The sequence below is a fragment of the Bradyrhizobium sp. HKCCYLS3077 genome (genome assembly GCF_051167555.1).
Classification (GTDB): domain Bacteria; phylum Pseudomonadota; class Alphaproteobacteria; order Rhizobiales; family Xanthobacteraceae; genus Bradyrhizobium.
This window is the reverse complement of record NZ_JBNPTH010000007.1, coordinates 301,488-325,219: the sequence shown is the minus strand read 5'-3', so window position 1 is coordinate 325,219 and position 23,732 is coordinate 301,488. Positions and strand designations below refer to the sequence as shown.

Annotated in this window: 22 protein-coding genes; 12 read left to right on the top strand and 10 right to left on the bottom strand. The window is 65.2% G+C overall.

What is annotated here, in order from left to right:
* The first annotated feature begins 279 nt into the window (after positions 1-279).
* Both ACQR0Z_RS27455 and ACQR0Z_RS27450 read left to right on the top strand, forming a co-directional pair.
* Positions 280-1,056 (top strand): DUF2189 domain-containing protein, encoded by a 777-nt coding sequence (locus ACQR0Z_RS27455; RefSeq protein WP_434861129.1) that lies wholly within the window; start codon positions 280-282, stop codon positions 1,054-1,056.
* A gap of 15 nt (positions 1,057-1,071) precedes the next feature.
* Complete coding sequence (locus ACQR0Z_RS27450; protein ID WP_434875596.1) at positions 1,072-1,494, top strand: hypothetical protein; 423 nt, start codon at positions 1,072-1,074, stop codon at positions 1,492-1,494.
* A gap of 7 nt (positions 1,495-1,501) precedes the next feature.
* Here the strand turns inward: ACQR0Z_RS27450 and ACQR0Z_RS27445 are convergent, their stop codons facing one another.
* The gene (locus ACQR0Z_RS27445) at positions 1,502-2,038 is read right to left on the bottom strand and encodes an SRPBCC family protein (RefSeq protein WP_434920716.1); all 537 of its coding nucleotides are present in this window, start codon (positions 2,036-2,038) and stop codon (positions 1,502-1,504) included.
* On the bottom strand, positions 2,031-2,345 hold the full coding sequence (locus ACQR0Z_RS27440) for an ArsR/SmtB family transcription factor (protein ID WP_434920715.1): 315 nt from the start codon (positions 2,343-2,345) through the stop codon (positions 2,031-2,033). Before ACQR0Z_RS27440 ends, ACQR0Z_RS27445 begins: the two co-directional genes overlap by 8 nt.
* 129 nt (positions 2,346-2,474) lie before the next feature.
* Here ACQR0Z_RS27440 and ACQR0Z_RS27435 point away from each other — a divergent pair, with 129 nt between their 5' ends.
* Entirely contained in the window at positions 2,475-3,095 is a 621-nt protein-coding gene (locus tag ACQR0Z_RS27435; RefSeq protein WP_434920714.1) for a LysE family translocator, read from the top strand.
* Positions 3,096-3,122: 27 nt separating this feature from the next.
* Here ACQR0Z_RS27435 and ACQR0Z_RS27430 read toward each other — a convergent pair whose 3' ends face one another.
* The 3 genes from ACQR0Z_RS27430 to ACQR0Z_RS27420 form a co-directional block, all read right to left on the bottom strand.
* Positions 3,123-3,707 carry a Uma2 family endonuclease gene (locus ACQR0Z_RS27430; RefSeq protein WP_434920713.1) on the bottom strand — a complete coding sequence of 195 codons (585 nt, stop codon included), beginning with the start codon at positions 3,705-3,707 and terminating at the stop codon, positions 3,123-3,125.
* Between the two features lie 95 nt (positions 3,708-3,802).
* Positions 3,803-4,639: a PhzF family phenazine biosynthesis protein gene (locus ACQR0Z_RS27425; protein ID WP_434920712.1), complete on the bottom strand. Its 837-nt coding sequence runs from the start codon at positions 4,637-4,639 to the stop codon at positions 3,803-3,805.
* Between the two features lie 25 nt (positions 4,640-4,664).
* The gene (locus tag ACQR0Z_RS27420) at positions 4,665-4,808 is read right to left on the bottom strand and encodes a hypothetical protein (protein ID WP_434861122.1); all 144 of its coding nucleotides are present in this window, start codon (positions 4,806-4,808) and stop codon (positions 4,665-4,667) included.
* An 86-nt stretch (positions 4,809-4,894) separates the two neighbouring features.
* Between ACQR0Z_RS27420 and ACQR0Z_RS27415 the strand changes: the two genes are divergently transcribed.
* Complete coding sequence (locus ACQR0Z_RS27415) at positions 4,895-6,304, top strand: PLP-dependent aminotransferase family protein (RefSeq protein WP_434920711.1); 1,410 nt, start codon at positions 4,895-4,897, stop codon at positions 6,302-6,304.
* Between the two features lie 196 nt (positions 6,305-6,500).
* On the opposite strand, the gene ACQR0Z_RS27410 is transcribed toward ACQR0Z_RS27415, so the two are convergent.
* Positions 6,501-7,289 carry an N-formylglutamate amidohydrolase gene (locus tag ACQR0Z_RS27410; RefSeq protein ID WP_434920710.1) on the bottom strand — a complete coding sequence of 263 codons (789 nt, stop codon included), beginning with the start codon at positions 7,287-7,289 and terminating at the stop codon, positions 6,501-6,503.
* 187 nt (positions 7,290-7,476) lie between these two features.
* On the opposite strand from ACQR0Z_RS27410, the gene ACQR0Z_RS27405 reads away from it, so the two are divergent.
* The 4 genes from ACQR0Z_RS27405 to rpoD all read left to right on the top strand — a co-directional run bounded on the left by ACQR0Z_RS27405 (position 7,477) and on the right by rpoD (position 13,543).
* Positions 7,477-8,301, top strand: coding sequence for a transglutaminase-like domain-containing protein (locus ACQR0Z_RS27405; RefSeq protein WP_434920709.1), 825 nt, complete (start codon positions 7,477-7,479; stop codon positions 8,299-8,301).
* Positions 8,302-8,337: 36 nt separating this feature from the next.
* Complete coding sequence (locus ACQR0Z_RS27400; RefSeq protein ID WP_434920708.1) at positions 8,338-8,748, top strand: gamma-glutamylcyclotransferase family protein; 411 nt, start codon at positions 8,338-8,340, stop codon at positions 8,746-8,748.
* 267 nt (positions 8,749-9,015) lie between these two features.
* Positions 9,016-11,022, top strand: coding sequence for a DNA primase (gene dnaG, locus ACQR0Z_RS27395; RefSeq protein WP_434920707.1), 2,007 nt, complete (start codon positions 9,016-9,018; stop codon positions 11,020-11,022).
* Between the two features lie 409 nt (positions 11,023-11,431).
* Positions 11,432-13,543 carry an RNA polymerase sigma factor RpoD gene (rpoD, locus tag ACQR0Z_RS27390; protein ID WP_434861116.1) on the top strand — a complete coding sequence of 704 codons (2,112 nt, stop codon included), beginning with the start codon at positions 11,432-11,434 and terminating at the stop codon, positions 13,541-13,543.
* A gap of 115 nt (positions 13,544-13,658) precedes the next feature.
* On the opposite strand, the gene ACQR0Z_RS27385 is transcribed toward rpoD, so the two are convergent.
* Positions 13,659-14,888, bottom strand: coding sequence for a reverse transcriptase domain-containing protein (locus ACQR0Z_RS27385; protein WP_434920706.1), 1,230 nt, complete (start codon positions 14,886-14,888; stop codon positions 13,659-13,661).
* Between the two features lie 773 nt (positions 14,889-15,661).
* On the opposite strand from ACQR0Z_RS27385, the gene ACQR0Z_RS27380 reads away from it, so the two are divergent.
* Positions 15,662-16,585 carry a DUF817 domain-containing protein gene (locus tag ACQR0Z_RS27380; RefSeq protein WP_434920705.1) on the top strand — a complete coding sequence of 308 codons (924 nt, stop codon included), beginning with the start codon at positions 15,662-15,664 and terminating at the stop codon, positions 16,583-16,585.
* A gap of 148 nt (positions 16,586-16,733) precedes the next feature.
* Here the strand turns inward: ACQR0Z_RS27380 and ACQR0Z_RS27375 are convergent, their stop codons facing one another.
* A complete protein-coding gene (locus ACQR0Z_RS27375; protein ID WP_434861113.1) occupies positions 16,734-16,970 on the bottom strand; it encodes a hypothetical protein in 237 nt (78 codons plus the stop codon).
* 296 nt (positions 16,971-17,266) lie between these two features.
* Here ACQR0Z_RS27375 and ACQR0Z_RS27370 point away from each other — a divergent pair, with 296 nt between their 5' ends.
* Positions 17,267-17,641, top strand: coding sequence for a thiol-disulfide oxidoreductase DCC family protein (locus tag ACQR0Z_RS27370; protein ID WP_434920829.1), 375 nt, complete (start codon positions 17,267-17,269; stop codon positions 17,639-17,641).
* A 98-nt stretch (positions 17,642-17,739) separates the two neighbouring features.
* Here ACQR0Z_RS27370 and ACQR0Z_RS27365 read toward each other — a convergent pair whose 3' ends face one another.
* Together ACQR0Z_RS27365 and ACQR0Z_RS27360 are read right to left on the bottom strand one after the other, a co-directional pair.
* Positions 17,740-18,054, bottom strand: coding sequence for a hypothetical protein (locus tag ACQR0Z_RS27365; protein WP_434920704.1), 315 nt, complete (start codon positions 18,052-18,054; stop codon positions 17,740-17,742).
* Positions 18,055-18,195: 141 nt separating this feature from the next.
* A complete protein-coding gene (locus ACQR0Z_RS27360) occupies positions 18,196-18,714 on the bottom strand; it encodes a hypothetical protein (RefSeq protein ID WP_434875177.1) in 519 nt (172 codons plus the stop codon).
* A 346-nt stretch (positions 18,715-19,060) separates the two neighbouring features.
* Here ACQR0Z_RS27360 and ACQR0Z_RS27355 point away from each other — a divergent pair, with 346 nt between their 5' ends.
* Positions 19,061-19,879, top strand: coding sequence for a lytic murein transglycosylase (locus ACQR0Z_RS27355; protein ID WP_434920703.1), 819 nt, complete (start codon positions 19,061-19,063; stop codon positions 19,877-19,879).
* 63 nt (positions 19,880-19,942) lie between these two features.
* Positions 19,943-23,611 carry a trifunctional transcriptional regulator/proline dehydrogenase/L-glutamate gamma-semialdehyde dehydrogenase gene (gene putA / locus ACQR0Z_RS27350; protein ID WP_434920702.1) on the top strand — a complete coding sequence of 1,223 codons (3,669 nt, stop codon included), beginning with the start codon at positions 19,943-19,945 and terminating at the stop codon, positions 23,609-23,611.
* The last annotated feature ends 121 nt before the right edge of the window (positions 23,612-23,732 follow it).

Sequence of the window (23,732 nt, the reverse complement as noted above, 5' to 3'; positions counted from 1 at the left end):
CTAGAGCGGGGAGAGGTCGCATTGCATCGCCAGATGCAAGCCGGGTGAGGGGATACAGGTCTAATCACGGATACTTCTCGTGCGGCTGCCCCTCACCCCACCCCTCTCCCCGCAAGTGCGGGGCGAGGGAGCCGACCGTCTGTTCGGCGAGAGCCTTCATCTCGCGACAGGCAGGGCATGAGATCACTCCCTTCACCTTTGCCCACAAGTTGAAATTGAAATCCCCGCCCTCCCGCTGTTAGCATCCCCTGCAACAAGAACATGCAGGAGGGACCGCCGATGACCGCATCCGTCTCGGGACGTGCCGACCCCGTGGTGCGCCGCATCACCACGGCCGATATTGCCGAGGCCTTGACGCAAGGCCTGCGCGATTTCCAGGCGCAGCCGCTGTTCGGGCTCGCCTTCGGCCTGATCTACGTGCTCGGCGGCATCAGCATCGTGCTGTGCGCGACGGCCTTCGGCATGGTCTATCTGGCCTATCCGCTGGCCGCGGGTTTTGCGCTGATCGGCCCGTTTGTCGCCATCGGTCTCTACGAGGTCAGCCGCCGCCGCGAACTCGGACAGCCGATCTCCTATGGCGCGATCCTGCGTACCGTCACCTCGCGCGGCGAGATCGGCTGGATGGCGTTCGTCACCTTGTTCTTCTTCGTCATCTGGATGTACCAGGTGCGGCTGCTGATCGCGCTGCTGCTTGGGCTCAATGCCTCGTTCTCCAGCATCAGGGAATTCATGACCGTCGTGCTGACCACCAACGAGGGCCTGCTGTTCCTCGCGATCGGCAATCTCGACGGTGCGGCGCTGTCACTGGTGCTGTTCTCGCTCACCGTGGTGTCGTTTCCGCTGCTGCTGGATCGCGATGTCGACTTCGTCACCGCGATGATCACCAGCGTGCGCGCAGTCGTCGCCAGTCCCGGGCCGATGATCGGCTGGGCATGCGTCATCACCGTGCTGCTGATCGTCTCGGCCTTGCCGTACTTCCTCGGCCTGCTCGTCACTGTGCCGGTGCTGGGCCATTCGACGTGGCATCTCTATCGGCGGATCGTCGCGCCGAGCTGAGCAGCGAGAATGATGATGCCCGACAACATCGCCCTGTTCGCCACCATCATCCTGCTGCTGCCGATGTTCTATCTGCTGCTGGCGGCACCCGCGTTCCTGCTGGTGCGCCTCGACATCGTTCCGGTGACACGGCTGCTGCGCGGCATGTTCGATTCCTATTTCGTCGCGCTGGCCATCGCCGGCGGCATCGGCACGCTTGCGGTGCTGGCCGATGGGCGTCCCGGCCTGGCGCTCGGCATCGGCCTGATCGCCGGCTTCGCGCTGCTGTCGCGCCGCTGGTTCCTGGAGCAGATGGATGCGCGCATCCGTGACCGTGACGCCGGCGATGCGAAGGCCGTCCGCCGTCTGCGCTGGCTGCATTGGGGCGGCATGCTGAGCAACGCCGTGCAGGTCGGTGGCGTGCTCGCGTGCATTCCGCAGATCGCTGCGGTGTCCTAGCGGCGAGCTAGCCGGGCACCTGAATCCCCATCGCCTCGAGTGCAGCCAGCATGCGCGCCGGCGGCGACATCTTCACGGCGAGCGGCTGTCCGGTCTCGAGCAGGCTTTTCAGGCTCGACAGAATCGCCGGCCAGCCCGCGCGTCCGCCGGACAGGATGTCGTCCGACAACGGCCGCTCATGCGCTTCGGTCATGGTGAGCCGCACCGCGTCGCCGGCCGCTTCGATCTCATAGGTCACCAGCGTTCGTCCAAGCGCCTCGACGAGGCCCGGCCAGTTGACGTCCCAGGTGATGGTCAGAAGCTGCGGCGGCTCGCAGGCGATTACCTTGCCGCTGATATGCTCCGAGCCGTCCGGCGCGCGCACGATGAACGCGCCGCCCTCGCGCAACTCCGCCTCGACGGCGAAGCCGAAGAAATAGTGACGGCTGAACTCGGCCGAGGTCAGCGCCTGCCAGACCTTCTCCGGACTTGCGGCGATGTAGATGGTGTAGACGGTCTCCGGCTTGAATGTGGAGATGTCGAGCGCGCGTCCCGGTTCAGTCATCGCCGTCCTCCAGTCGTTTTTTCAATTCGCCGAGCGCCACGAGCCTGGCGCGCTCGAATTTCCTGATCCAGCGCTCGCCGATCTGGTGAATCGGCACCGGATTGAGAAAGTGCAGCTTCTCGCGGCCTTGCCGGCGCGTAGTCACCAGATTGGCCGCTTCGAGGATCGCAAGGTGCTTGGTCACGGCCTGCCGCGTCATCGCGAGGCCGTCGCACAGTTCGGTCAGCGTCTGCCCGTTGCGGGCATGGAGCCTGTCCAGCAGCGCCCGCCGCGATGCATCCGCCAGCGCCTTGAAGACTTCGTCCATGGACAGGAAAATATGCAACTAAAAGGTTGCATGTCAATCATCTTTTGCGCGTCTCTCGGATCAGACCCCGCTTCCATCGGCAAACATGTCATGCATTAGTCGTGCTCCTCACTCGCACCGGGGCGCTTCATGTCATTGCAAGTCTATCTCGCCTTCATCGCCGCCTGCGTCGCGCTGGCGCTGCTGCCCGGACCCGTCGTGACGCTGTTGATCGCCAATGGGTTGCGTCATGGAACCCGTGCCGCGCTGATCAATATTGCGGGCGTGCAGACCGGGCTTGCCATCGCAATCGGCGTCGTCGCGATGGGCCTGACGACGCTGATGGCCACCATGGGCTACTGGTTCGAATGGGTACGCCTGATCGGCGCCGCCTATCTGGTGTGGCTCGGCATCCAATTGATCCGCTCGCCGGTCGAAGGCATCGCCGAAGGCGAGGCGCCGCCTCCGCCGCCACGCGGCGGCTTCTTCCTGCAGGGGCTGCTGGTGCTGCTGTCAAACCCGAAGGTGATGGTGTTCTTCGGCGCCTTCCTGCCGCAGTTCATGGACATGAGCCGGGATCACGTGCCGCAAGTGGCGCTGCTCGGCGTCACCTTCATGGTGGTCGCGGGCCTCACCGACGCCGTCTATGCGCTGCTCGCCGGCCGTGCCCGCAAGATGTTCTCGGCGAAGCGGACGCGCCTCGTCTCGCGCATCTCCGGCGGCTTCATGATCGGCGGCGGCCTGTGGCTCGCGTTGACGCGGGCGCGGTGAGGATGCAATCGAGGGCCGATGCCGCGCTTACTCGACGAGGCGCGGCTTCGGCCGGAAGTCCAGGCCGGCATAGACGTCGCGAAGCTCGAGCGAGACGTTCAGCTTCTTCAGCTGAATAACCGCCTCGATCCCCTTGAGCACGACATCGTTCCAGGCGCCGTTTGCAGCGCGCGAATAGAGATGGACGTTGGGGCTGTCGGTATCGACGAACAGAATGTAGTCGAGGGAAGGCAAGGCCTGATATTCGGCCAGCTTGACCGTCACGTCGAAGCCGCCGGTCGTGGGCGACAGCACCTCGACCAGTAGCGCCGGCCGGTCCGCCACCAGCGAGTCCTCATCCGGCTTGCCGCAATCCACCCCCAGATCTGGCATGCGGCGGGTCGACGGCGACGTGATCACATAGGTGTCGCCCGTGAAGGTCTGGCACGGACCGCCCCTGGTCTGGGCGTGAAGCGCCGCCGTCAGGTTGACGACGATGGCATCGTGGCGACGGCCGGCGCCGGCCATCATCACCACTTCGCCGTCGACGAGCTCGTAGCGCTCGTCCTGTGTCGTCACCCAGGAAAAGAATTGCTCGGGCGTGACCGCGGCCGGATCGACCTTGATGTTCATGCACGTTCGCCTGTTTGGCCGAAGTATAGGCGACGCCTTCGGCGGGCGGAAGCAGCGGCGCCATGGCTGTGGTGCCGGTCCTGCCCGTCACGGCCCTACAGGCTGATCGAACCTTTCACCACCGGCGCGACGTCGCCGCCGATCCAGATGGTCTCGCCCTCCTGGGCGACGTGAACGCGGCCGGCGCGGCCGAGCGCGGTGCCCTGCGACGCGACATATTGCTTCGGAGCAATTCCGGCGCCGATCAGCCATTGCGCCAGACTTGCATTCAGGCTGCCCGTCACCGGGTCTTCGGCGCCGCTCCAGGTGAAGGCGCGGACTTCGTAGTCTGCATCGCGACCGTCCGTCGCGGGATCCCATGGCGCGACGACGCCGACCGGCTGCTGCGACAGTGCGAGCACGTTGAACTTGATGTTGAGCAGATCCTGGCGCGAGTCCATCAACACGCCGATCCAGCCCGGGCCGTTGTCGGCCCACTGCACCGCGCGCATGGACTGAGCCTTGATGCCAAGCGCGGCGGCAATCCTGGCCGTGAGCTCGGCATCGACAGCGCCGGTCCGGCGCAGCGGTGGCGCCACGAAGGCGAGCCGGTCGCCGTCACGCTTGATGCGCACGAGGCCCGCGCCGCATTCCTGCACCACGTGCTCACCCTTCGGCCGACCGCCGAGCGCAAGCCACACATGCGCTGAGCCGAGCGTCGGATGGCCTGCAAAAGGCAGCTCGCGCTGCGGCGTGAAGATGCGCACGCGATAGTCAGCGCCTGGATCCTGGGCAGACGACAGGAACGTCGTCTCCGACAAATTGGTCCAGTTGGCGATCGCCTGCATCGTTGCGTCGTCGAGGCCGTCGGCCTCGGCGATCACCGCAAGCGGGTTGCCCTTGAAAGCAACCTTGGAGAACACGTCGACTTGGTGAAACGGAAGCGTCGGCATGGCTGTGTTCTCCCTGAATGCCGTGTCAGTCGCGCCAGAACGGCTTGTTGGCCTCTTCCTGAACCAAGGTCGGATCAAGCCCGCAGTCGCGCATCTGCTCGGCGTCGAGCATCGCGAGTTCGGAGCGCCAGAACAGGCGCTGTAGCCACAGTTGCGGGACCTGGAGCAAATTGCTCTTTCCGTGAGCAACTTGCGGAGTTGCCCAACGCTGCGCCAGGGAATATGCCATGAGTCACCTATTGGTCTTCGATTGCGTTGTTCGAAGAGCAATCGCGCAGTACATATCTCGGTGCAATTGAAACATTGCTCTCGGTGCAATATAGCATGAATGCTTCGTATACGACCCTGGTGGACGACATCGCCGAGGACATCGCGCAGGGCCGGCTGAAGGCCGGTGACCGGCTGCCGCCGCAGCGCCAGTTCGCCTATGAGCGGGGAATTGCCGCATCCACGGCAGCGCGCGTCTATGCCGAATTATTGCGCAGGGGCCTCGTGGTCGGCGAAGTCGGTCGCGGCACCTTCGTCGCTGGTGAGCCGGTCCCGGTCCCGCCGTCGCTGCGGCTGGAGGCGTTCGACGGCCGCATCGATCTCGAGTTCAATTTTCCGACACTGCCCGATCAGGCGGCCCTGATCGCAAAATCGCTGGCCGCCTGGCAGCGGCCGGAGAAGCTTGCGCCGGTGCTGGCGCCGATCACCCAGCGCCGGCTCGTCGAGGCCGGCCGCACGGCCGCGGCCTTCTTCGCCGGGGAGCGCTGGCGGCCGCGCGCGGAGAACTTCGTCTTCGCCGGCAGTGGCCGGCAGTCGCTGGCGGCGGCGATCTCTGCGCTGGTGCCGGTCGGCGGCCGGCTCGGCGTCGAGGCCGTGACCTATCCGATGATCAAGGGCATCGCGGCGCGGCTCGGCGTCACGCTGGTGCCGCTCGCGATGGACGGCGAAGGCGTCCGCGGCGATGCGCTGACCAAGGCGCACCGCGCGCATGCGCTGAATGCGATCTACATCCAGCCGGTGATGCAGAACCCGCTCGGGCTGACCATGAGCGAGGCGCGGCGCGAGGAGATCGTTCGGCTCGTGCGCAAGCACGAGCTGATGATCATCGAGGATCTCGTCTACGGCTTTCTCAGCGATCAGGTGTCGCTGGCGGCGCAGGCCGAGGAGCGCGTCATCGTCGTCGACAGCCTCGCCAAGCGGCTCGCGCCGGGCATTGCGGTCGGCTTCCTCTATGTGCCCTCGGCGTTGCGCGAAAAGTTCGCCGCAACGGTGCGCACCGGCGCGTGGTCGGTGACCTCGCTGGCGTTGGCGGCGGGCATGGGCCTGCTCGCCGATGGCACCGCCGCCGAGATCACCCGGCGCAAGCGCGCCGATGCCGTCGTCCGCCAGGCGATCGTCGCCGAGTGCCTCGCCGGCCATCGCATCGACGCCGATCCGCGCTCCTATCACGTCTGGCTGCATCTGCCGGAAGGCTGGCGTGCCGAGGCCCTGACCGCCGCGGCGGCCCGCGCCGGGATCGCGATCACGCCGGCGAGCGCCTTCGCGATCGCGCATGGCCATTCACCCAACGCGGTGCGGCTGGCGCTGGGCCTGCCGAGCCATGACGATCTGCGCACCGCGCTGTGGCGGCTCGCCGGCCTCTTGTCGCATCACGACGCATCCGACATGACGGAGTAGGGCTCCGGGCCTCATGGTTCGAGACGCGCGCCAAGCGGCGCGCTCCTCACCATGAGGGTTGAATCGCGCTGCGACAAAGCAACGCCACACATTCCGCCCTCGTCCTGAGGAGCCCGCCGGAGGCGGGCGTCTCGAAGGACGGTGGAGGGCAGGTGAGCTTCTCCAGGCAAATGTCGCCTGCGATGCTCCAAGCTCTTTATGCGAGCCCCCGGCCGCGCAGCTCGCTCTCGATCTCGCCGAGGATGCGGGTCAGCCGCTCGGCCCAGAGCTTCTGCCCCTCGGGCTCGGCGATCTCGTTCTGCCGGATCTCGATGCCGGATGTGATGAGCCCACGGCCCTCGCCATGCACGGGAATGGTGTAGTCGGTGTTGTCGCCGACGGCATAAGGCTGGTTGTCGCCGACGACGAGATCGGGCTCGGCCCGCAGCGCTTTCAGCAGCAATGGCGGCAAAACCTTGTCGTGCTGATACAGCGTGCCGATGTGCCATGGCCGCGCGATGCCCGCGTAGACCGGCGTGAAGCTGTGCAGCGAGACCAGGATCGTCGGCCGCCCCGCCGCCTTGCGCGCATCCAGCACGGCGGTGATGCGGTCATGATACGGATCGAAGATCGCCCGGCGCCTGAGCTCGGCATCCTGATGCGTCAGGCCTTCATTGCCCGGGATGGTGGTGCGCTCGCTGATCATCGGGATCGCGTTGGGCGCCGTCGGCCAGCGGTTGCAGTCGATCACGAGCCGCGAATAGCGCTGCGCCACGAGATGCGCATCGAGCGCGTGCGACACGGCCTCCGCGACGGCGGCGATGCCGATGTCCCAGGCGATGTGCCGCTCCAGCTCGCTTTCATCAAGTCCGAGATCGCCAAGCGCGCGCGGCAGCAGCCGGCCGTAATGATCGCAGGTGAACATGAGCGACGATGCGCCGTTGACGTTCTGCTCATAGACCGGCGGAACTTCATCGCTTTGAAGGAGTCGTTTTGGATCGGTCACGTGCAAGGCTCAGTCATGGTCACGTTCGTTGCTCATTCAGGCGGCATGACGAACGACGATTGAGCAGAGGTCAACCTGGATTGGATCGTCGAAACCCGCGATGATGATTCGATGACGATGCCGATCCCGGCGGTCGATCACAAGGCCTGATATCGCCGAGCCTGTGCACAGGCGGAGGAGGGGACGGATGCAGATCAAGGTCGGGTTCGAGATCGCCTATGCGGCGCCAGCCGCGACGCCGATGGTGATCATGCTGTCGATCCATCCCTCGCGCCGACAGGACATCATCGGCACGGAGACCATCGTCGCCGAGCCGGCGGTGCCGATCAGCTTCTATCACGACAGCTTCGGCAACATCTGCGGCCGCCTGGTGGCGCCGAGCGGCGGCGTCACCTTTCATGGCAGCGCGATCGTGCGCGATTCCGGCCTGCCGGATGCGGTCAATCCGGAGGCGCAGCAGCTGCCGATCGATCAGCTGCCGGACGATCTCCTGCTCTATCTGATGCCGAGCCGCTATTGCGAGACCGACAAGCTGACCGACGTCGCCTGGTCGCTGTTCGCCCAGGTGTCGGCGGGCTGGGCGCGGGTGCAGGCGATCTGCGACTTTGTCCATCAGCATGTCAGCTTCGGCTATGAGCACGCCCATCACATGAAGTCGGCGCACGATGTCTATCAGTCGCGCACCGGCGTCTGCCGCGACTTCGCGCATCTGGCGCTGACCTTGTGCCGCTGCATGGGCATCCCGGCGCGCTACTGCACCGGCTACATGGGCGACATCGGGATTCCGCCGGAGCCTTATCCGATGGATTTCTCCGGCTGGTTTCAGGCCTATCTCTCCGGCCAGTGGTACACGTTCGATGCCCGCCACAACGTGCCGCGCATGGGGCGCATCCTGATGGCCACCGGCCGCGATGCCGCCGACGTCGCGCTGTCGACCTCGTTCGGCCGGATGACTCTGACCAAATTCCACGTCGTCAGCGACGAGATCCTCCCCGCCCGAGGCGCGGCGTAAGCTGGCCTTGCCGCGCCGGGGCGGCTATGCAGGGCCATGAGCTCCGACACGACCTCCGATCTCCTGTTCGTCTACGGCACCTTGATGCGCGGCTTCGACCATCCGATGGCGCGGCTGCTGTCGGCCAATGCCGATTTCGTCGCCGAGGCCAGCTGCCGCGGCCGGCTCTACCGCATCCAGCACTATCCCGGCCTCGTGCTGTCGGAGGACGCGGCCGATATCGTCCATGGCGAACTGTTCCGGCTGCACCAGCCCGCGCCGATGCTGCGCGAGTTCGACATGTATGAGGCCTGCGGCGAGGGATTCGAGCAGCCCACCGAATATCTCCGCCAGCGCCTCAGCGTGACGCTCCCCGACGGCTCGGCCCGCGAGGCCTGGACCTACGTCTACAACTGGCCCGTCGACGAGGCCGCCCGCATCGCCTCGGGGCGCTTCCTGGCGCCGTAGGCCTCTCCGCCGTCATTCCGGGACATCGCGCAGCGATGGGCCCGGAATCCATAACCACGAACCGCGCGGGGCACGCAGGTGACGTGGCCGTCACGCCCTCACTGCCGCTCGTGGTTATGGATTCCGGGCTCGCCCTGCGGGCGCCCCGGAATGACGGGCGGAGAGAGCGGGGGCTGTGAATAGCCCTGATAAGGCCGAGGAAGTTCACATTTCGTACACGGCTGCCTATATGCGTAAGTTCACCCACACAGGACCGTAACGCCGCCCATGGCCCGCTTCACCCCCGAATTCCTCGATGAGCTGCGCGCCCGGCTTCCGGTCTCGGATGTCGTCGGCAAGCGCGTGAAGCTCAAGAAGGCCGGGCGGGAGTGGAAGGGGCTGTCGCCGTTCCAGCAGGAGAAGACGCCGTCCTTCTACGTCAACGACCAGAAGGGGTTTTACCACGATTTCTCCTCCGGCAAGCACGGCAACATCTTCGACTTCGTGATGGAGACCGAGGGCTGCTCGTTCCCGGAGGCCGTGGAGCGGCTGGCGGGGATTGCCGGCCTCGCGCTCCCTGTGGCGACGCCGGATGCGGCGCGGCAGGAGCGCCAGCGCAAGACGCTGTATGACGTGATGGAGCTGGCGGCGAAATTCTTCGCCGACACGCTGGCCTCGCGCCATGGCGCAAGAGCGCGAGGCTATCTCGCCGACCGCGCGATCCTGCCGCAGACGCAGCTTCAGTTCCGCCTCGGCTACGCGCCGCCGGACCGCTTCGCGCTGAAGGAATATCTCGGCGCACAGGGGGTGCCGGTGAACGACATGGTCGAGGCCGGTTTGCTGGTCGGCGGCGACGACATCCCGGTGCCGTACGATCGCTTCCGCGACCGGGTGATGTTCCCGATCACCGACCTGCGAGGCCGCGTCATCGCCTTCGGCGGGCGCGCGATGCAGAAGGACGTGCCGGCAAAATATCTCAACTCGCCGGAGACACCGCTCTTCCACAAGGGCGACAACCTCTACAATCTCGCGAGCGCCCGCCAGGCGGCCCACAACGGCGCGCCGATGATCGTGGTCGAGGGCTATGTCGACGTCATCGCGCTGGTCGCGGCCGGCTTCGCCGGCGCCGTGGCGCCGCTCGGCACCGCGCTGACCGAGAGCCAGCTCGCGCTGATCTGGAAGATGGTCGACGAGCCGATCCTCTGCTTCGACGGCGACCGCGCCGGCCAGAAGGCCGCGTATCGGGCCGCTGATATCGCCCTGCCGCACCTCAAGCCCGGAAAAAGCCTGCGCTTCGCGCTGCTGCCGGAAGGCCAGGACCCGGACGATCTCGTCCGCTCCGGCGGCCGCGGCGCGGTCGAGGAGGTGCTCAAGGTCGCCAAGCCGCTGGCCGAGGTGATCTGGTCGCGCGAGATCGAGGGCGGCAGTTTCAATACCCCGGAGCGCCGCGCCGCGCTGGAGGCGCGGATCGGCCAGCTCACCGGCGGCATCGCCGACGAAGTGGTGCGAAAATACTACAAGCAGGACCTCAGCGACCGGCTGTACCGGGCCTTCGCGCCGGACGGCGGCAGAGGTTTTGGCCGCGGCTTCGGTGCCGAATCAGGACGCCGGTTTGCCCCTCGCGGTCCCGGTTCCGGGCAACAGGGGCGGTTATCCACAGGGGGCGGCCGCCGTGGCGGCGCGCCGTCCACAGGCCCGTCAATGGCTCGCGGACCCTACATGGCGGCGAGCCCGCAACTCGCGATGAGCCCCATCATGCGCGGCCAGCGCTCGGCGATCTCGCGCCGCGAGGCGCTGATCCTGCAATGCCTGATCAACCATCCCTGGATTCTGCACGACCACCTCGAGGAGGTCGCGGCCCTGGAACTCGCCCACCCCGAGGCGCACAAGCTGCGCGCCGCGATCATCGCCGCCTTCGCCCACGACCACCACCATTCGCCGGATCCGGACGAGCAGGCCGAGAAGATGCGCACCGACCTGGAGAAGGGAGGCTTTTCCGAGCTTCTTCAACGGGTTGAGCGGGCGATCACGACCGCGGCGGTGTGGGCCGCCAAGCCCGGGGCGGCGCGCGATGACGTTCTTGCGACCTGGCACCAGCTCGTTGCCTTGCATCGGCAATGGCACTCCTTACTTAGGGAATTGAAGGATGCCGAGCTTGCCTTGGGCGAGGAGCCGAGCGAGCCGAACATGGGCTGGTTGAGGGACGTGAAGGCCAGGATGGCCGAGATGGACGGCACCGAAGCGCTGATCGAAGGCTTCGGGGAACTGTCCGGGCGTACCAATCGCAACGTGTGAAAATCGGGCCCGGCGCCCTGTCATGGACGAGCACATTTCGGCTCGGTCCCGCCGAGCGGGATCAGGTCCGCGCGAAAAGACTCGCCAAATCCATGGTTTGGCTGCAAAAACAGGGTTAATCGAAGTTTAAGAGGTCCGGGGCATTTTCTGCAAGTGATGGGTTGGTTTCGCTGTCGGATACCACGCCGGTAATTGGGCGCCGGATTCGATTGCAAAACCGGTATCGCTTTTGCAAGAAACGCGCGCCGGTCCAAAACGGGACGACACCAGCGACAGACCTTTGGGGGTGGCGACTTCAGATGTGCGCCGCCCTTTCCGCGTCGAGAACAGTTTGAGTAGAGCAGGCGGGCGCCGCGATGCCAAGGGCTACGATGCCACGGGCGAAGCGGGCGCGTTTCGGGAGCAATGAATGGCCACGAAGGCAAAGACGCTGCAGGTGAAGGACAAGGAAAAGGACGACAAGGCCGCCGACGCTCCGGAAAAGGACGCCGCCGACGCCCCTTCGCCGTTGCTCGACCTGTCGGACGCCGCCGTCAAGAAGATGATCAAGCAGGCCAAGAAGCGCGGCTTCGTGACCTTTGATCAGCTCAACGAAGTGCTGCCTTCCGACACCACCTCGCCGGAACAGATCGAAGACATCATGTCGATGCTGTCCGACATGGGCATCAACGTGACCGAGGCCGAGGAGGCCGACGAGTCCGAGGAGAAGGACGACGGCGAGGACGAGACCGACAACGAGCTCGTCGAGATCACGCAGAAGGCCGTCACCGAGGTCAAGAAGTCGGAGCCCGGCGAGCGCACTGACGATCCCGTGCGCATGTATCTGCGCGAAATGGGCACCGTCGAGCTGTTGTCGCGCGAGGGCGAAATCGCGATCGCCAAGCGCATCGAGGCTGGCCGCGAGGCGATGATCGCGGGCCTCTGCGAGAGCCCGCTGACCTTCCAGGCCATCATCATCTGGCGCGACGAACTCAACGAAGGCAAGATCTTCCTTCGCGACATCATCGATCTTGAAGCCACCTATGCCGGCCCCGAGTCCAAGGGCGGCATGAACCCGCAGATCGCAGCGCCCGCGGCCGGCGATGGCGAGGCGGCCGAAGGCGGCGAGATTCAAGCGGCGGTTGCGCCGCCGGCGGCGCCGCAGCAGGCGACGCCGTTCCGTGCCGCGCCGAACGGCGGCGCGCCGGCCGAGGAGAAGGATCCCGGCGAGGCGGCGGCCGAAGCCGACATGGACGACGACGAGTTCGAGAACCAGATGTCGCTCGCCGCCATCGAGGCCGAGCTGAAGCCGAAGGTGGTCGAGACCTTCGACAAGATCGCGTCCGAATACAAGAAGCTGCGCCGCCTGCAGGAGCAGGACATCGCCAACCAGCTGCAGAGCGAGTCGCTGTCGCCGTCGCAGGAGCGCAAGTACAAGAAGCTCAAGGACGAGATCATCGTCGAGGTGAAGTCGCTGCGCCTCAACCAGGCCCGTATCGACTCACTCGTCGAGCAGCTCTACGACATCAACAAGAAGCTGGTCTCGTTCGAGAGCCGGCTGATGCGTCTCGCCGACTCCCACGGCGTTGCGCGTGAGGATTTCCTGCGCAACTACCAGGGCTCGGAGCTCGACCCGCGCTGGCTCAACCGTGTCTCAAAGCTCTCGGCCAAGGGCTGGAAGAACTTCGTCCATTACGAGAAGGACCGCATCAAGGATCTGCGCCAGGAGGTGCAATCACTGGCCGCGCTGACCGGTCTCGAGATCGGCGAATTCCGCAAGATCGTGCACTCCGTGCAGAAGGGCGAGCGCGAGGCCCGTCAGGCCAAGAAGGAGATGGTGGAAGCCAACCTCCGGCTCGTGATCTCGATCGCCAAGAAGTACACCAACCGCGGCCTGCAGTTCCTCGACCTGATCCAGGAAGGCAACATCGGCCTGATGAAGGCGGTCGACAAGTTCGAGTATCGCCGCGGCTACAAGTTCTCGACCTACGCCACGTGGTGGATCCGGCAGGCGATCACCCGCTCGATCGCCGACCAGGCCCGCACCATCCGCATCCCCGTGCACATGATCGAGACGATCAACAAGATCGTCCGCACCTCGCGCCAGATGCTGAACGAGATCGGCCGCGAGCCGACGCCCGAGGAGCTCGCCGAAAAGCTCGGCATGCCCCTGGAGAAGGTGCGCAAGGTCCTGAAGATCGCAAAGGAGCCGCTCTCGCTCGAAACCCCCGTGGGTGACGAGGAGGATTCACATCTCGGCGACTTCATCGAGGACAAGAACGCGATCCTGCCGATCGACGCCGCGATTCAGTCGAACCTGCGCGAAACCACGACGCGGGTGCTCGCCTCGCTGACCCCGCGCGAAGAACGCGTGCTGCGCATGCGCTTCGGCATCGGCATGAACACCGACCACACCCTGGAAGAAGTCGGCCAGCAGTTCTCGGTGACGCGCGAGCGTATTCGTCAGATCGAGGCGAAGGCGCTGCGCAAGCTGAAGCATCCGTCGCGGTCGCGGAAGCTGCGGTCATTCTTGGATAACTAAATGTCGATCGGTTCGGCGCGTCTCGGACGTCCTGGCTGTTCAATCGGAAAGCACGGTGGGCAGCAGCCCGCCGTGCTTTCCGGACCATGCGGGGGCTCTGAGTCCCATATGGAGATTAATCCATAACTTCTGCCTCATGCAGATCAAGGCGACCTAGGCCTAAAAATTTCTGTTGCTCGGGTGTGATTCTGGCGAGGGCTTCTTCGCCGAATAGGTCAATGAAGATGTAGCGAATGATTCTTCGGTTCACTCCCTGAAGCTCGGCGTCTAACGATGGGAAGTTGTTCGCGCCCTTGTAAATTGAGAAGTATGCAGTAATTGAATTCCTTAGGTCGACGATTGTCTCTTGAAAATTACTTTTTTCCTTTAGTCTAGCTTCAAGCGTATATTCGTTCTCGAGACGCCTCACAATTTTGGCTATTTGCTTTCTGGAAACACGCCATACAGACTGCTTTTCGAGACCCACCCGGACGATTTCCCGACCAAGAAAATCTATCGGATCGTGTGGCCCGAGGATTTGTGTTTTAGTGTTGGCGGCCAAACCGGGGATCGAGAGCTCAATATCCTTCAGCAGCCTGTCGATCGGTGCGTGCGCGTTCTTCGCTTCCTCCTTCGTATCAGTAAAAACAACTATATCGTCCGCATAGCGGACCATTCTCAGACCATGTTTCTCTATTCTTTTGTCAAAGGAAGACAGTACCAAGTTTGCTAGTATCGGCGACAAAGGCATGCCTTGCCGGATGCCAACTCCCACCTTGATGCCTTGTTTGTGAAATTTCGGTCGATCACGATCTGAAAGCCTGACTTCGCAGTCAATCGTCCGATTAATAATTGGGACCAAACTATGCTTGCCCAAGGCCTTTGCCACGCAACCTTTCAGATATTGTCGCGGTATTCTATCAAAGAACGATTCAATGTCAGTCTTTAGACACCAATCAAAGGATTGGCGATAGTTTACAGCGACTTCGACGGCCGCATTTGTTTCGCGTTGAGGTAAAAAGCCAAACGACGAAGAGTGATAGATAGGTAATTTCTTTGTTCGGCTGAGATAGGCGACAATAGCGCGCTGAACGAGGCGGTCACGCACGGTCGGAATGCAGATCATCCGCTCGTTGTCTGAATTTGTCTTTGGTATAAAAATGGCCTTGAGAGGAGCTGGGCCGTAAAGGTTCTTTTTGAGCTGCTCGGCCAACACCGCAAGATTATAGTCTAGATTGGCTGCAAATCTTGCAGCTGTAATTCCATCAAATCCCGCACGGCCAGCATTGTTAGAGGAGTCGCGCGAAGCGATCCAAGCTGCGCGCAACTTCGATTTAGCTAGTATCCTCGTTGGCCTTGAACTCATTCCGTTCGCACAAGCTTAGGATCGAGATTTGCGGTGCACCTAAGCTTGATAGAACTGGCGCCACCAGATGGTCAAAGACGCATCCGCTGGCTCTTTGAGCTTTGCATCTGCCACGCTTGCGCGCGACACTCTCGGCTCGTGACAGATCACCACCGACAAGGCAAGCGCGCCGGTGGATTGGCTTAGCGAACCTCCTACGATGATCCCTGTCCAGATAGCATTCGCGGCGAGCGCGAGAACATATCGTGAACACGCCCTGTCGGCCCGCCGCCCCCGCCCCTTGGGCGCTCCGTCACAAATGCCATTAGTCCGTCTCTTAGTATTATGCACCACGGACATCGACACCTCCGTTGTCCTGCCGCGCCACCAGATGGTCAAAGACGCATCCGCTGGCTGTTTGAGCTTTGCATCTGCCACGCTTGCGCGCGACACTCTCGGCTCCTGACAGATCACCGTCGTGAGGTCGCTTTCGGAAAAGAAGCGATTGCCAACATCTTCTACTTAGGTGTGACCAGGGGGGCGCGCAACCGTCAATGCGCAATTATCAAGAGAAAATCCGTTCAGCGCCGAGTAGAGGGAAGCGGACAGCGTCAATTCTTCCTCGGTATACGATCGGCGCTCCTATGCAGGCTGCCTCAGCGCCAATGGATTGGCTTAATAGCTGGACGCTGTCCGCAATTGTCCGGACCGCAACTGTACGAGGCCGATTTTTCCGCTGCCGTCGCGCGGGAAGTTGCTGCTAGGCATCGGTGTCGCACCGGACCCGCCTTCTTATGCAGAACCACAAATCTTCAGCCACCAGCGCAGCCGCCATCTGGCCACCCCTGCGTCCGTTCATCGCCGCCGAAGTCCGCCTCGCGGCCCGCGCGGCTAAATCACCCAGCACCGCCTTCCTCTACGAATTCCTCCGCTTCGGCGTGAAGCAGGCTTGGGCCTGCCTGTTCGGCGGCATCGCGGTGGCCCTGATGCTGGTGACGTGGCGGTTCTATCCGGCGCAGGCGCCGCTGGCGCGCTATGATTTCCTGCTGCTCTGCATGCTCGGCGTCCAGGTCGCGCTGCTCGCGCTCGGGCTCGAGACGTGGGAGGAGGCCAAGGTCATCCTCATCTATCATCTCGTCGGCACCGCGATGGAGCTGTTCAAGACCGCGACCGGCTCGTGGATCTATCCCGAGCCGAGCCTGATCCGGCTCGGCGGGGTGCCGCTGTTCTCCGGCTTCATGTATTCCTGCATCGGCAGCTATCTCTGCCGGGTCTGGCGGCTGTTTGATTTCCGCTTCACCGGCCATCCGTCACGGCGCTGGCTGATCGCCTTGAGCGCTGCGATCTATCTCAACTTCTTCACCGACCATTATGGCCTCGATCTCAGGCTGGTGCTGTTCGGCTGGGCCGCGCTGCTGTTCGCGCCTGCGACCGTGCACTTCAAGGTCTGGCGCGTGCACCGCTCGATGCCGCTGATGCTCGGGCTCATCCTGGTGTCGCTGTTCATCTGGCTGTCGGAGAACATCGGCACCTTGTCGCGGACCTGGATCTATCCGGCGCAGGCGCATGGCTGGGCGATGGTGTCGCCCGCCAAGCTCGGCTCGTGGTTCCTGCTGCTGATCATCAGCTACACGCTGGTCAGCCTGATCAACCGGCCGAGGGCGATGGACGTCAAGGAGAACGCGTTGTCGCGGGAGTGCGAGCAGCAGGCCGCCTAGCGCGCAGCCGTAGGGTGGGCAAAGGCGCTCGCACGATGGTCAGGCTTGAGACGGTCTTGCGCGCCGTGCCCACCGCGCCTCGCGGCAGTCAGCTGATGGTGGGCACGCGCTGACGCGCTTTGCCCACCCCTACGGTAGCTCAGCTTTGCTACTTCTTCTTCGCCCCGACCCGCTCCAGCGACTTGATCGCCAGTGGCGGGCGGCCGGATTTTTCGGCGATGTCGCGGTCCTGCTCCATGATGAAGCCGCGCGCGGGTTCGTCACCGTCGAGGCCGCCGAGCAGCTCGGCCGGGACGCGGCGGTTGGAGCGCTGCGAGCCGTCCTCATAAATGACGTTGAAGAAGGCGAATTCGCCTTTAGGATTGGAGCCGGGTTTCTTTGCCATGGGGGGCTTTTCCAGGATCACGACCGCCGCGTCAACGAGCACGGACGCCGGTCTGCACATCGATTTTGCTGAGGAAAATGGTTAAGGGGGCAGCCGGGCAGGAAAGCCGCGATGGGCTCGCGGCGCGTGCTGGCTGTCAAGGCCGATATGGTGATCACGCCGCGGTTTGCCTACCCTTGCTTGAGCCGCCGCTGTGGCTGCATTCGGACTCCTCGATTTTGCCGGATCGCTGTGTTCCCCATGCGCCCGATTCCCATGTCAGCTTGATGAATGTCAGCCCGCGAGCCCCGATGTCGATGCCGCAACTCACCATCTGGTACAACACCCGCTGTCCGGTCTGCGACGCCGGCATCGACGGGCAACGCAACAAGCTGCTGGCGCTGGTCAAGTCGGGCCGCGTCGCGTTCAAGGACATCAACGAAGAGCCGGAGGCGCTGGCTGCGTTCGGTGCCGATATCGACGTCGTCCGCCGCCGCCTGCATGCGACCGACGAGGACGGACAACTGATCACCGGCGCCGACGTCGCGCTCTTGCTGTGGAAGCTGACGCCGGGCGAGGGGTGGCTGGCGACGCTGCTCGGCAACCGCGTGATGCGGCCGCTGACGCGGTTTGGCTACGACCGGTTTGCCGACGGGCTGTTCGCGTGGAACAGGTGGAAGGGGCATTGGTGAGCATGCGTGCTTGAGGCATGCTCTCGCCGCGAGGGCGGTGGACTCCCCTCCCCGCAAGGGGGAGGGGAGCGCATCGTCGGTGTCGCGAGAGCTTGGCTCTAACGCCGGCGCACCTTCACCCGGGCGTGTACCCGCGTGCCGCCGCGCGGGCCGTCATCATCATCGCTGCTGCCGAGTGCCATGATGGCGGTGCCCATGGCGGTCGAGCCGAAGGTGACGAAGAACGAACCGAGCAGCAGGCCGATGGCGACGCCGGGGGAATGATCGGCGAAGATCAGGTGGCGGAGGTCCCAGGGGTTCAGCGCCAGCAGGCCGCCGACCAGCACCACGGCCATGACCAGCCCGAGCGCGAGGTTGATCGCGAGCAGGCGGAACAAGGGAGACTGCAGCAGTCGGCGCTGGCGGGGCGGCATCGGCGATCTCCTCAAGATCGTGAACGACGGCGGAATCGTAGCACTGATCGCGGCCCGCTCAAGGCCGGAGCCGCCCGGTCCGCGCATGACCGCCGGCCGGCCCGTGCATCGTTTTGGGACAGGCCTGGCAAATCGCGCAGTCTACGCCGCCTCGCCCTCGGCGACGCCGTGCTGCTTGGCAATGACCGTCTGCCAGACGCTGGCGATCGCGCGCTGGGTCTCCGGCGCGATCAGGCAATGGCCTTCATGATCGAAGCCGCAGAACCGCGCGGACGGATCATGCCTGGTCTCGATCAGCGCCTTGTTGATCATCTCCAGCGACGCCATGACCTGGCCGATGTTCTGCAGCCGCGTGTGGTGCAGGATGTCGATCAGGCGGAAGATCATCACCGGCGGCTGTCCCAGCGCGATGCCCGGGCGGCCGAATTCGAAGAACACGTTGACCGCCGGCAGCACGCCCTGGATGTGCGCCAGGATGTTGGTTGCATCGTCAGTCGTGCAGGCGACGAGATGGGCGCCTTGCACCGGCAGAGCGGGCGGCGCCGCTGGGGCCTCCTCCGGGCCGAGCCCAAGCCCTGAGAGCACCTGATGCTCGATCCAGCGCCGCACCTCCGGTGGCGCCGAGCGGATCTGGTCGGCGGTCAGCGTAATCCCGATCATGGCGTGGTCTCCGTTTGCGGGGCAGATTAGGAAGGGGAGGCGGGCTGGATGTTGATGAGGATCAAGCGGCACCAGGCATTGTGATCGCGCAGTCTCACTGCTTGCGCGGTCTGTGCCTCCCCCGCGTGTGGGGGAGGTCGTATCGCATCGAAGATGCGATGCGGGTTGGGGAATTCTCTCCACGCGCACCGCCGTCGCGGCGGCCCCCACCCCAGCCCTCCCCCGCAAGCGGGAGAGGGTGCGCACCGTTCGCGGGATTGGCAGATGCGGTCACATCGCCGCAGTTTTGACGATGCGCTTCCCGCCATGCCATGATCCCCTAATCAGGAATCACCAGGGAATCCGCATGCTTCTACGTCGTCTGGCCGTGCTGCTCGCGGCTTCGCTCTCGGCCCTCACGGCGGCAAGCTCCGCGCAGGCTGCGCGCTGCGGTGGTGACTTCAATACCTTCATCGCCAACATCTCCACGGAGGCGCAGAGCGCCGGCATCTCCGGCGGCACGATCAGCCAGGCGCTGTCGGGCGTGACGCTCGATCCGGCCGTGCTCGCCTTCGACCGCCGCCAGCGCTACACCTTCAACAAGAGCTTCGAGCAGTACGTCTCGACCCGCGTCGGCGCCGGGCGCATCAATGGCGGGCGCGCGATGCTGCAGCGGCATGCGGCGCTGCTGTCGAAGATCGAGAGCCAGTATGGCGTGCCGCGCCAGATCCTGGTCGCGATCTGGGGGCTGGAGACCGATTTCGGCAAGGGCGACATGGGCAAGCTGCCGGTGATCCGCACGCTCGCGACCTTGGCGCATGATTGCCGCCGCACCGAGCTGTTCCAGGGCGAGCTGCTGGCGGCGCTCAAGATCCTGCAGCGTGGCGACCTCACGCAGCGCGATCTCGTCGGCGCTTTCGCCGGCGAGATCGGCCAGACCCAGTTCCTGCCGTCGTCCTACATCAAATACGGCGTCGATTTCGACGGCGATGGCCGTGTCGATTTGCGCCACTCCACCGCCGACGTGCTGGCCTCGACCGCCAATCTGCTCAAGACCAGCGGCTTCAAGATGGGCCAGCCTTATGACGAGGGCAGTGCGAATTTCGACGCGATGCGCGAGTGGAACAGGGCGGTGATCTACCGCAAGACCATCGGCTACTACGCCGACCAGCTGATGGGGCGCTAGCGCTGCGGGTTGTTGCTGCCTAGCTAGAGCTCGACACGCGGGAATCGCTTCAGGAGACGGGTGATGTCGCAAGCACAGAGCCGGTCCGATCCCGCGCCTCCCTTCGCCGCTTTCGCCGCGCAGGTTCAGCTGCAGAGCGGGCTGCGCGCCGCGATCACCTCCGCCACTCGCCGCGCCGAGCCCGACTGTGTCGGGCCGCTGCTCGACCTCGCGGCGCTGACGCCGGAGCAGTCCGCGCGCAGCGCCGATCTCGCACGCGATCTCGTCCTGCGGTTGCGCGGCAAGGCCGGCGCGGGCGGCGTCGAAGGGCTGATCCAGGAATATTCGCTGTCGAGCCAGGAGGGCGTCGCGCTGATGTGCCTCGCCGAGGCGCTGCTGCGCATTCCCGACACGGCGACGCGCGATGCGCTGATCCGCGACAAGATCGCGACCGGCGACTGGCAGGCGCATATCGGCCACAGCCCGTCGCTGCTGGTGAACGCCGCCACCTGGGGCCTGATTGTCACTGGAAAGCTGACGGCGGCGGCGAGCGAGGAGAGTCTCGCATCCTCGATCACGCGGCTGATCGCGCGCGGCGGCGAGCCGATCATCCGCAAGGGCGTCACGCTGGCGATGCGGCTGATGGGCGAGCAGTTCGTCGCCGGGCAGACCATCGACGAGGCGCTCGCGAATGGGCGGCGATGGGAGGCGCAGGGTTTCCGCTATTCCTACGACATGCTCGGCGAGGCCGCGACTACGGCCGAGGACGCCGCGCGCTACTTCGCCGCCTATGAGAGCGCGATCCATGCCATCGGCCGCCACGCGGCCGGCGCCGGCATCTACGAAGGGCCGGGCATCTCGATCAAGCTTTCGGCGCTGCATCCGCGCTATCAGCGCATCAAGCGCGAGCGCGTCATGGCCGAACTGCTGCCGCGGCTGAAGCAGCTCGTGCTTTTGGCCCGGCGCTACGACATCGGCCTCAACATCGACGCCGAGGAGGCCGATCGTCTCGATCTGTCGCTCGATCTGCTGGAGGCGCTGTGCCTCGATCCTGATCTCGCCGGCTGGAACGGCATCGGCTTCGTCATCCAGGCCTATCAGAAGCGCTGCGCTGTCGTCGTCGACTGGATCATTGATCTCGCGCGGCGCTCGCAGCGCCGGCTGATGGTGCGGCTGGTGAAGGGCGCCTATTGGGACAGCGAGATCAAGCGCGCCCAGGTCGACGGCCTGCCAGACTTTCCGGTGTTCACGCGCAAGAGCCACACCGACGTGTCCTACCTCGCCTGCGCCCGCAAGCTGCTCGCCGCGCCGGACGCGGTGTTCCCGCAATTCGCCACGCATAACGCGCGCACCTTGGCGTCGATCGTCGAGATGGCGGGCCCGGACTACACGCCCGGCCAGTATGAATTCCAGTGCCTGCACGGCATGGGCGAGCCGCTGTATGAGGAGGTCGTCGGTTCCGAGCGGCTCGGCCGCCCGTGCCGCATCTATGCGCCCGTCGGCTCGCATGAGACCTTGCTGGCTTATCTCGTCCGCCGGCTGCTGGAGAACGGCGCCAACACCTCCTTCGTGAACCGCATCGCCGATCCCAACGTGTCGCTCGACGAACTGATCACGGATCCTGTCGAGATCGTGCGCACCGCGGAGCATTCCGGCGCGCCGCATGACAAGATCAGGCGCCCGCGCGAGCTGTTCGGCAGGGCCCGCGTCAACTCGGCCGGTCTCGACCTCTCCGACGAAAATGCGCTGGCGCAGCTCGCCGAAGGACTGGCGGCGAGCGTGACCTGCGGCTGGACGGCGCGTCCGCCCGGCGCCGCGGAGGGACAAGGCGCGCGATTGATCCGCAATCCGGCCGACCACGACGATATCGTCGGCAAGGTCGCGGATGCGAACCCGTCCGACATTGAGGCGGCGCTTGCGCGCGCGGCCGCAGCAGCACCGGGCTGGGCGGCGACACCTGCAAGCACCCGCGCCGCGTGCCTGCGTCGCGCGGCCGATGCGCTGGAGGCGCGCAGCACCGTCCTGATCGGACTGATCGTGCGCGAGGCGGGAAAGACCTACGCGAACGCGATCGGCGAAGTGCGCGAGGCCGTCGACTTCCTGCGCTATTATGCGCATGAGATCGAAGCGCTCGCCGCGAATGACCCTCTCATTCCGCTCGGCCCCATCGTCTGCATCAGCCCGTGGAATTTCCCGCTCGCGATCTTCACCGGCCAGATCGCGGCGGCGCTCGCGGCCGGCAATCCGGTGCTGGCGAAGCCGGCCGAGGAAACGCCGCTGATCGCCGCCGAGTCGGTGCGCATCCTCCGTGAGGCCGGTGTGCCCACGGATGTCCTGCAGCTGCTGCCGGGCGACGGCCGCGTCGGCGCGGCGCTGGTCGGTGATCCCCGTGTGCAGGGCGTGATGTTCACGGGATCGACCGACGTCGCGCGGCTGATCCAGACACAGCTCGCCGAACGCCTGACCGCGCATGGACAGCCGGTGCCGCTGATCGCCGAGACCGGCGGCCAGAACGCGCTGGTCGTGGATTCCTCGGCGTTGGCCGAGCAGGTCGTCGCCGACGTCATCGCCTCGGCGTTCGACTCTGCCGGCCAGCGCTGCTCGGCGCTGCGCATTCTCTGCCTGCAGGAGGACGTCGCCGATCGCATCCTGTCGATGCTGCGCGGCGCGCTGCGTGAGCTCGAACTTGGCAATCCCGCGTCGCTGTCGGTCGATGTCGGCCCGGTCATCAGCGCGGAGGCGCGCAGCACGCTCGAGGCGCATGTCGCCACGATGCAGGCGCGCGGTCACGCCGTGGAGCGGCTGCCGCTGCCGCCGCAGGCGGCGCAAGGCACGTTCGTCGCGCCGGCTATCATCGAGATCGCCAACGTCTTCGATGTCGAGCGCGAGGTGTTCGGCCCCGTGCTCCACGTCCTGCGCTATCGTCGAGAACAGCTCGCCGACCTCATCGACGCGATCAATCTCACCGGCTATGGCCTGACCTTCGGCGTCCATTCGCGCATCACGGAAACCATCGCGCGTGCGTCGAGCCGCAGCGCGGCCGGCAACATCTATGTCAACCGCAACGTCATCGGCGCGGTCGTCGGCGTGCAGCCGTTCGGCGGCTCCGGGTTGTCGGGGACAGGGCCGAAGGCCGGCGGCCCGCTGTATCTGCGCCGGCTGTTGGCCGTGCCGCCGGGCCCGGTTCCCGAATTGGTCGGCGTGCCCGACACGGCGACAGCCTATCTCGACTGGCTGCGCGCGAACGGGCATGCCGATGCCGCGCGGGCGTGTGAGGTGCTTCCGTCGTGCGCGTTGGCCGGCGCCGAGATCGAGCTGCCCGGGCCGGTCGGCGAGCAGAACATCTATCGCATCAAGCCGCGTGGCGCGGTGGCCGCGCTGGCGCGGACAGAGCAGGCATTGCTGATCCAGCTTGGCGCCATCCTGGCCACCGGCAACCAGGCAATCGTCGAACGATCGAACCCGGCGCTCGTGGCTCTCGGCGGTCTCACCGCTAAGGCGCGCGAGCGCATCGTCACCGTGGAGAACTGGCGGACGGTCGAGGCCCTTGCTGCCGTCCTCTCCGATGGCGATGCGCGGGAGCTCATCGGGCTCGGACGGGAGTTGGCCGCGCGCGCCGGACCGATCGTCCCGCTCGTCGCGCGGCGCAGCCTGGACGGCGGCTACGATCTCGACCGGCTCGTGGAGGAGATCAGCCTCTCGACCAACACGGCGGCGGCCGGCGGCAACGCCAGTCTCATGTCGATTGGGTGAGCGGCGATCGGATCGGCGGATGCAGGTATTCCGGCTTGAGCTGGCTCGCCGCGCCAGGACGCGATAGGGGATGACTTCGTTGCTGCCTGCTGTCGCTTGCGGCCGCTGCGCCAAGCCGACT

What these genes read in the sequence shown, in the direction of transcription:
- dnaG (WP_434920707.1), top strand. Translation starts at nt 9,016, where the DNA reads ATGGCCCGCTTCACCCCCGAATTCCTCGATGAGCTGCGCGCCCGGCTT.
- ACQR0Z_RS27455 (WP_434861129.1), top strand. Translation starts at nt 280, where the DNA reads ATGACCGCATCCGTCTCGGGACGTGCCGACCCCGTGGTGCGCCGCATC.
- ACQR0Z_RS27360 (WP_434875177.1), bottom strand. Translation starts at nt 18,714, where the DNA reads ATGATCGGGATTACGCTGACCGCCGACCAGATCCGCTCGGCGCCACCG.
- ACQR0Z_RS27405 (WP_434920709.1), top strand. Translation starts at nt 7,477, where the DNA reads ATGCAGATCAAGGTCGGGTTCGAGATCGCCTATGCGGCGCCAGCCGCG.
- ACQR0Z_RS27380 (WP_434920705.1), top strand. Translation starts at nt 15,662, where the DNA reads ATGCAGAACCACAAATCTTCAGCCACCAGCGCAGCCGCCATCTGGCCA.
- ACQR0Z_RS27440 (WP_434920715.1), bottom strand. Translation starts at nt 2,345, where the DNA reads ATGGACGAAGTCTTCAAGGCGCTGGCGGATGCATCGCGGCGGGCGCTG.
- ACQR0Z_RS27385 (WP_434920706.1), bottom strand. Translation starts at nt 14,888, where the DNA reads ATGAGTTCAAGGCCAACGAGGATACTAGCTAAATCGAAGTTGCGCGCA.
- putA (WP_434920702.1), top strand. Translation starts at nt 19,943, where the DNA reads ATGTCGCAAGCACAGAGCCGGTCCGATCCCGCGCCTCCCTTCGCCGCT.
- ACQR0Z_RS27365 (WP_434920704.1), bottom strand. Translation starts at nt 18,054, where the DNA reads ATGCCGCCCCGCCAGCGCCGACTGCTGCAGTCTCCCTTGTTCCGCCTG.
- ACQR0Z_RS27435 (WP_434920714.1), top strand. Translation starts at nt 2,475, where the DNA reads ATGTCATTGCAAGTCTATCTCGCCTTCATCGCCGCCTGCGTCGCGCTG.
- ACQR0Z_RS27450 (WP_434875596.1), top strand. Translation starts at nt 1,072, where the DNA reads ATGCCCGACAACATCGCCCTGTTCGCCACCATCATCCTGCTGCTGCCG.
- ACQR0Z_RS27375 (WP_434861113.1), bottom strand. Translation starts at nt 16,970, where the DNA reads ATGGCAAAGAAACCCGGCTCCAATCCTAAAGGCGAATTCGCCTTCTTC.
- ACQR0Z_RS27400 (WP_434920708.1), top strand. Translation starts at nt 8,338, where the DNA reads ATGAGCTCCGACACGACCTCCGATCTCCTGTTCGTCTACGGCACCTTG.
- ACQR0Z_RS27370 (WP_434920829.1), top strand. Translation starts at nt 17,267, where the DNA reads ATGCCGCAACTCACCATCTGGTACAACACCCGCTGTCCGGTCTGCGAC.
- rpoD (WP_434861116.1), top strand. Translation starts at nt 11,432, where the DNA reads ATGGCCACGAAGGCAAAGACGCTGCAGGTGAAGGACAAGGAAAAGGAC.
- ACQR0Z_RS27425 (WP_434920712.1), bottom strand. Translation starts at nt 4,639, where the DNA reads ATGCCGACGCTTCCGTTTCACCAAGTCGACGTGTTCTCCAAGGTTGCT.
- ACQR0Z_RS27430 (WP_434920713.1), bottom strand. Translation starts at nt 3,707, where the DNA reads ATGAACATCAAGGTCGATCCGGCCGCGGTCACGCCCGAGCAATTCTTT.
- ACQR0Z_RS27355 (WP_434920703.1), top strand. Translation starts at nt 19,061, where the DNA reads ATGCTTCTACGTCGTCTGGCCGTGCTGCTCGCGGCTTCGCTCTCGGCC.
- ACQR0Z_RS27445 (WP_434920716.1), bottom strand. Translation starts at nt 2,038, where the DNA reads ATGACTGAACCGGGACGCGCGCTCGACATCTCCACATTCAAGCCGGAG.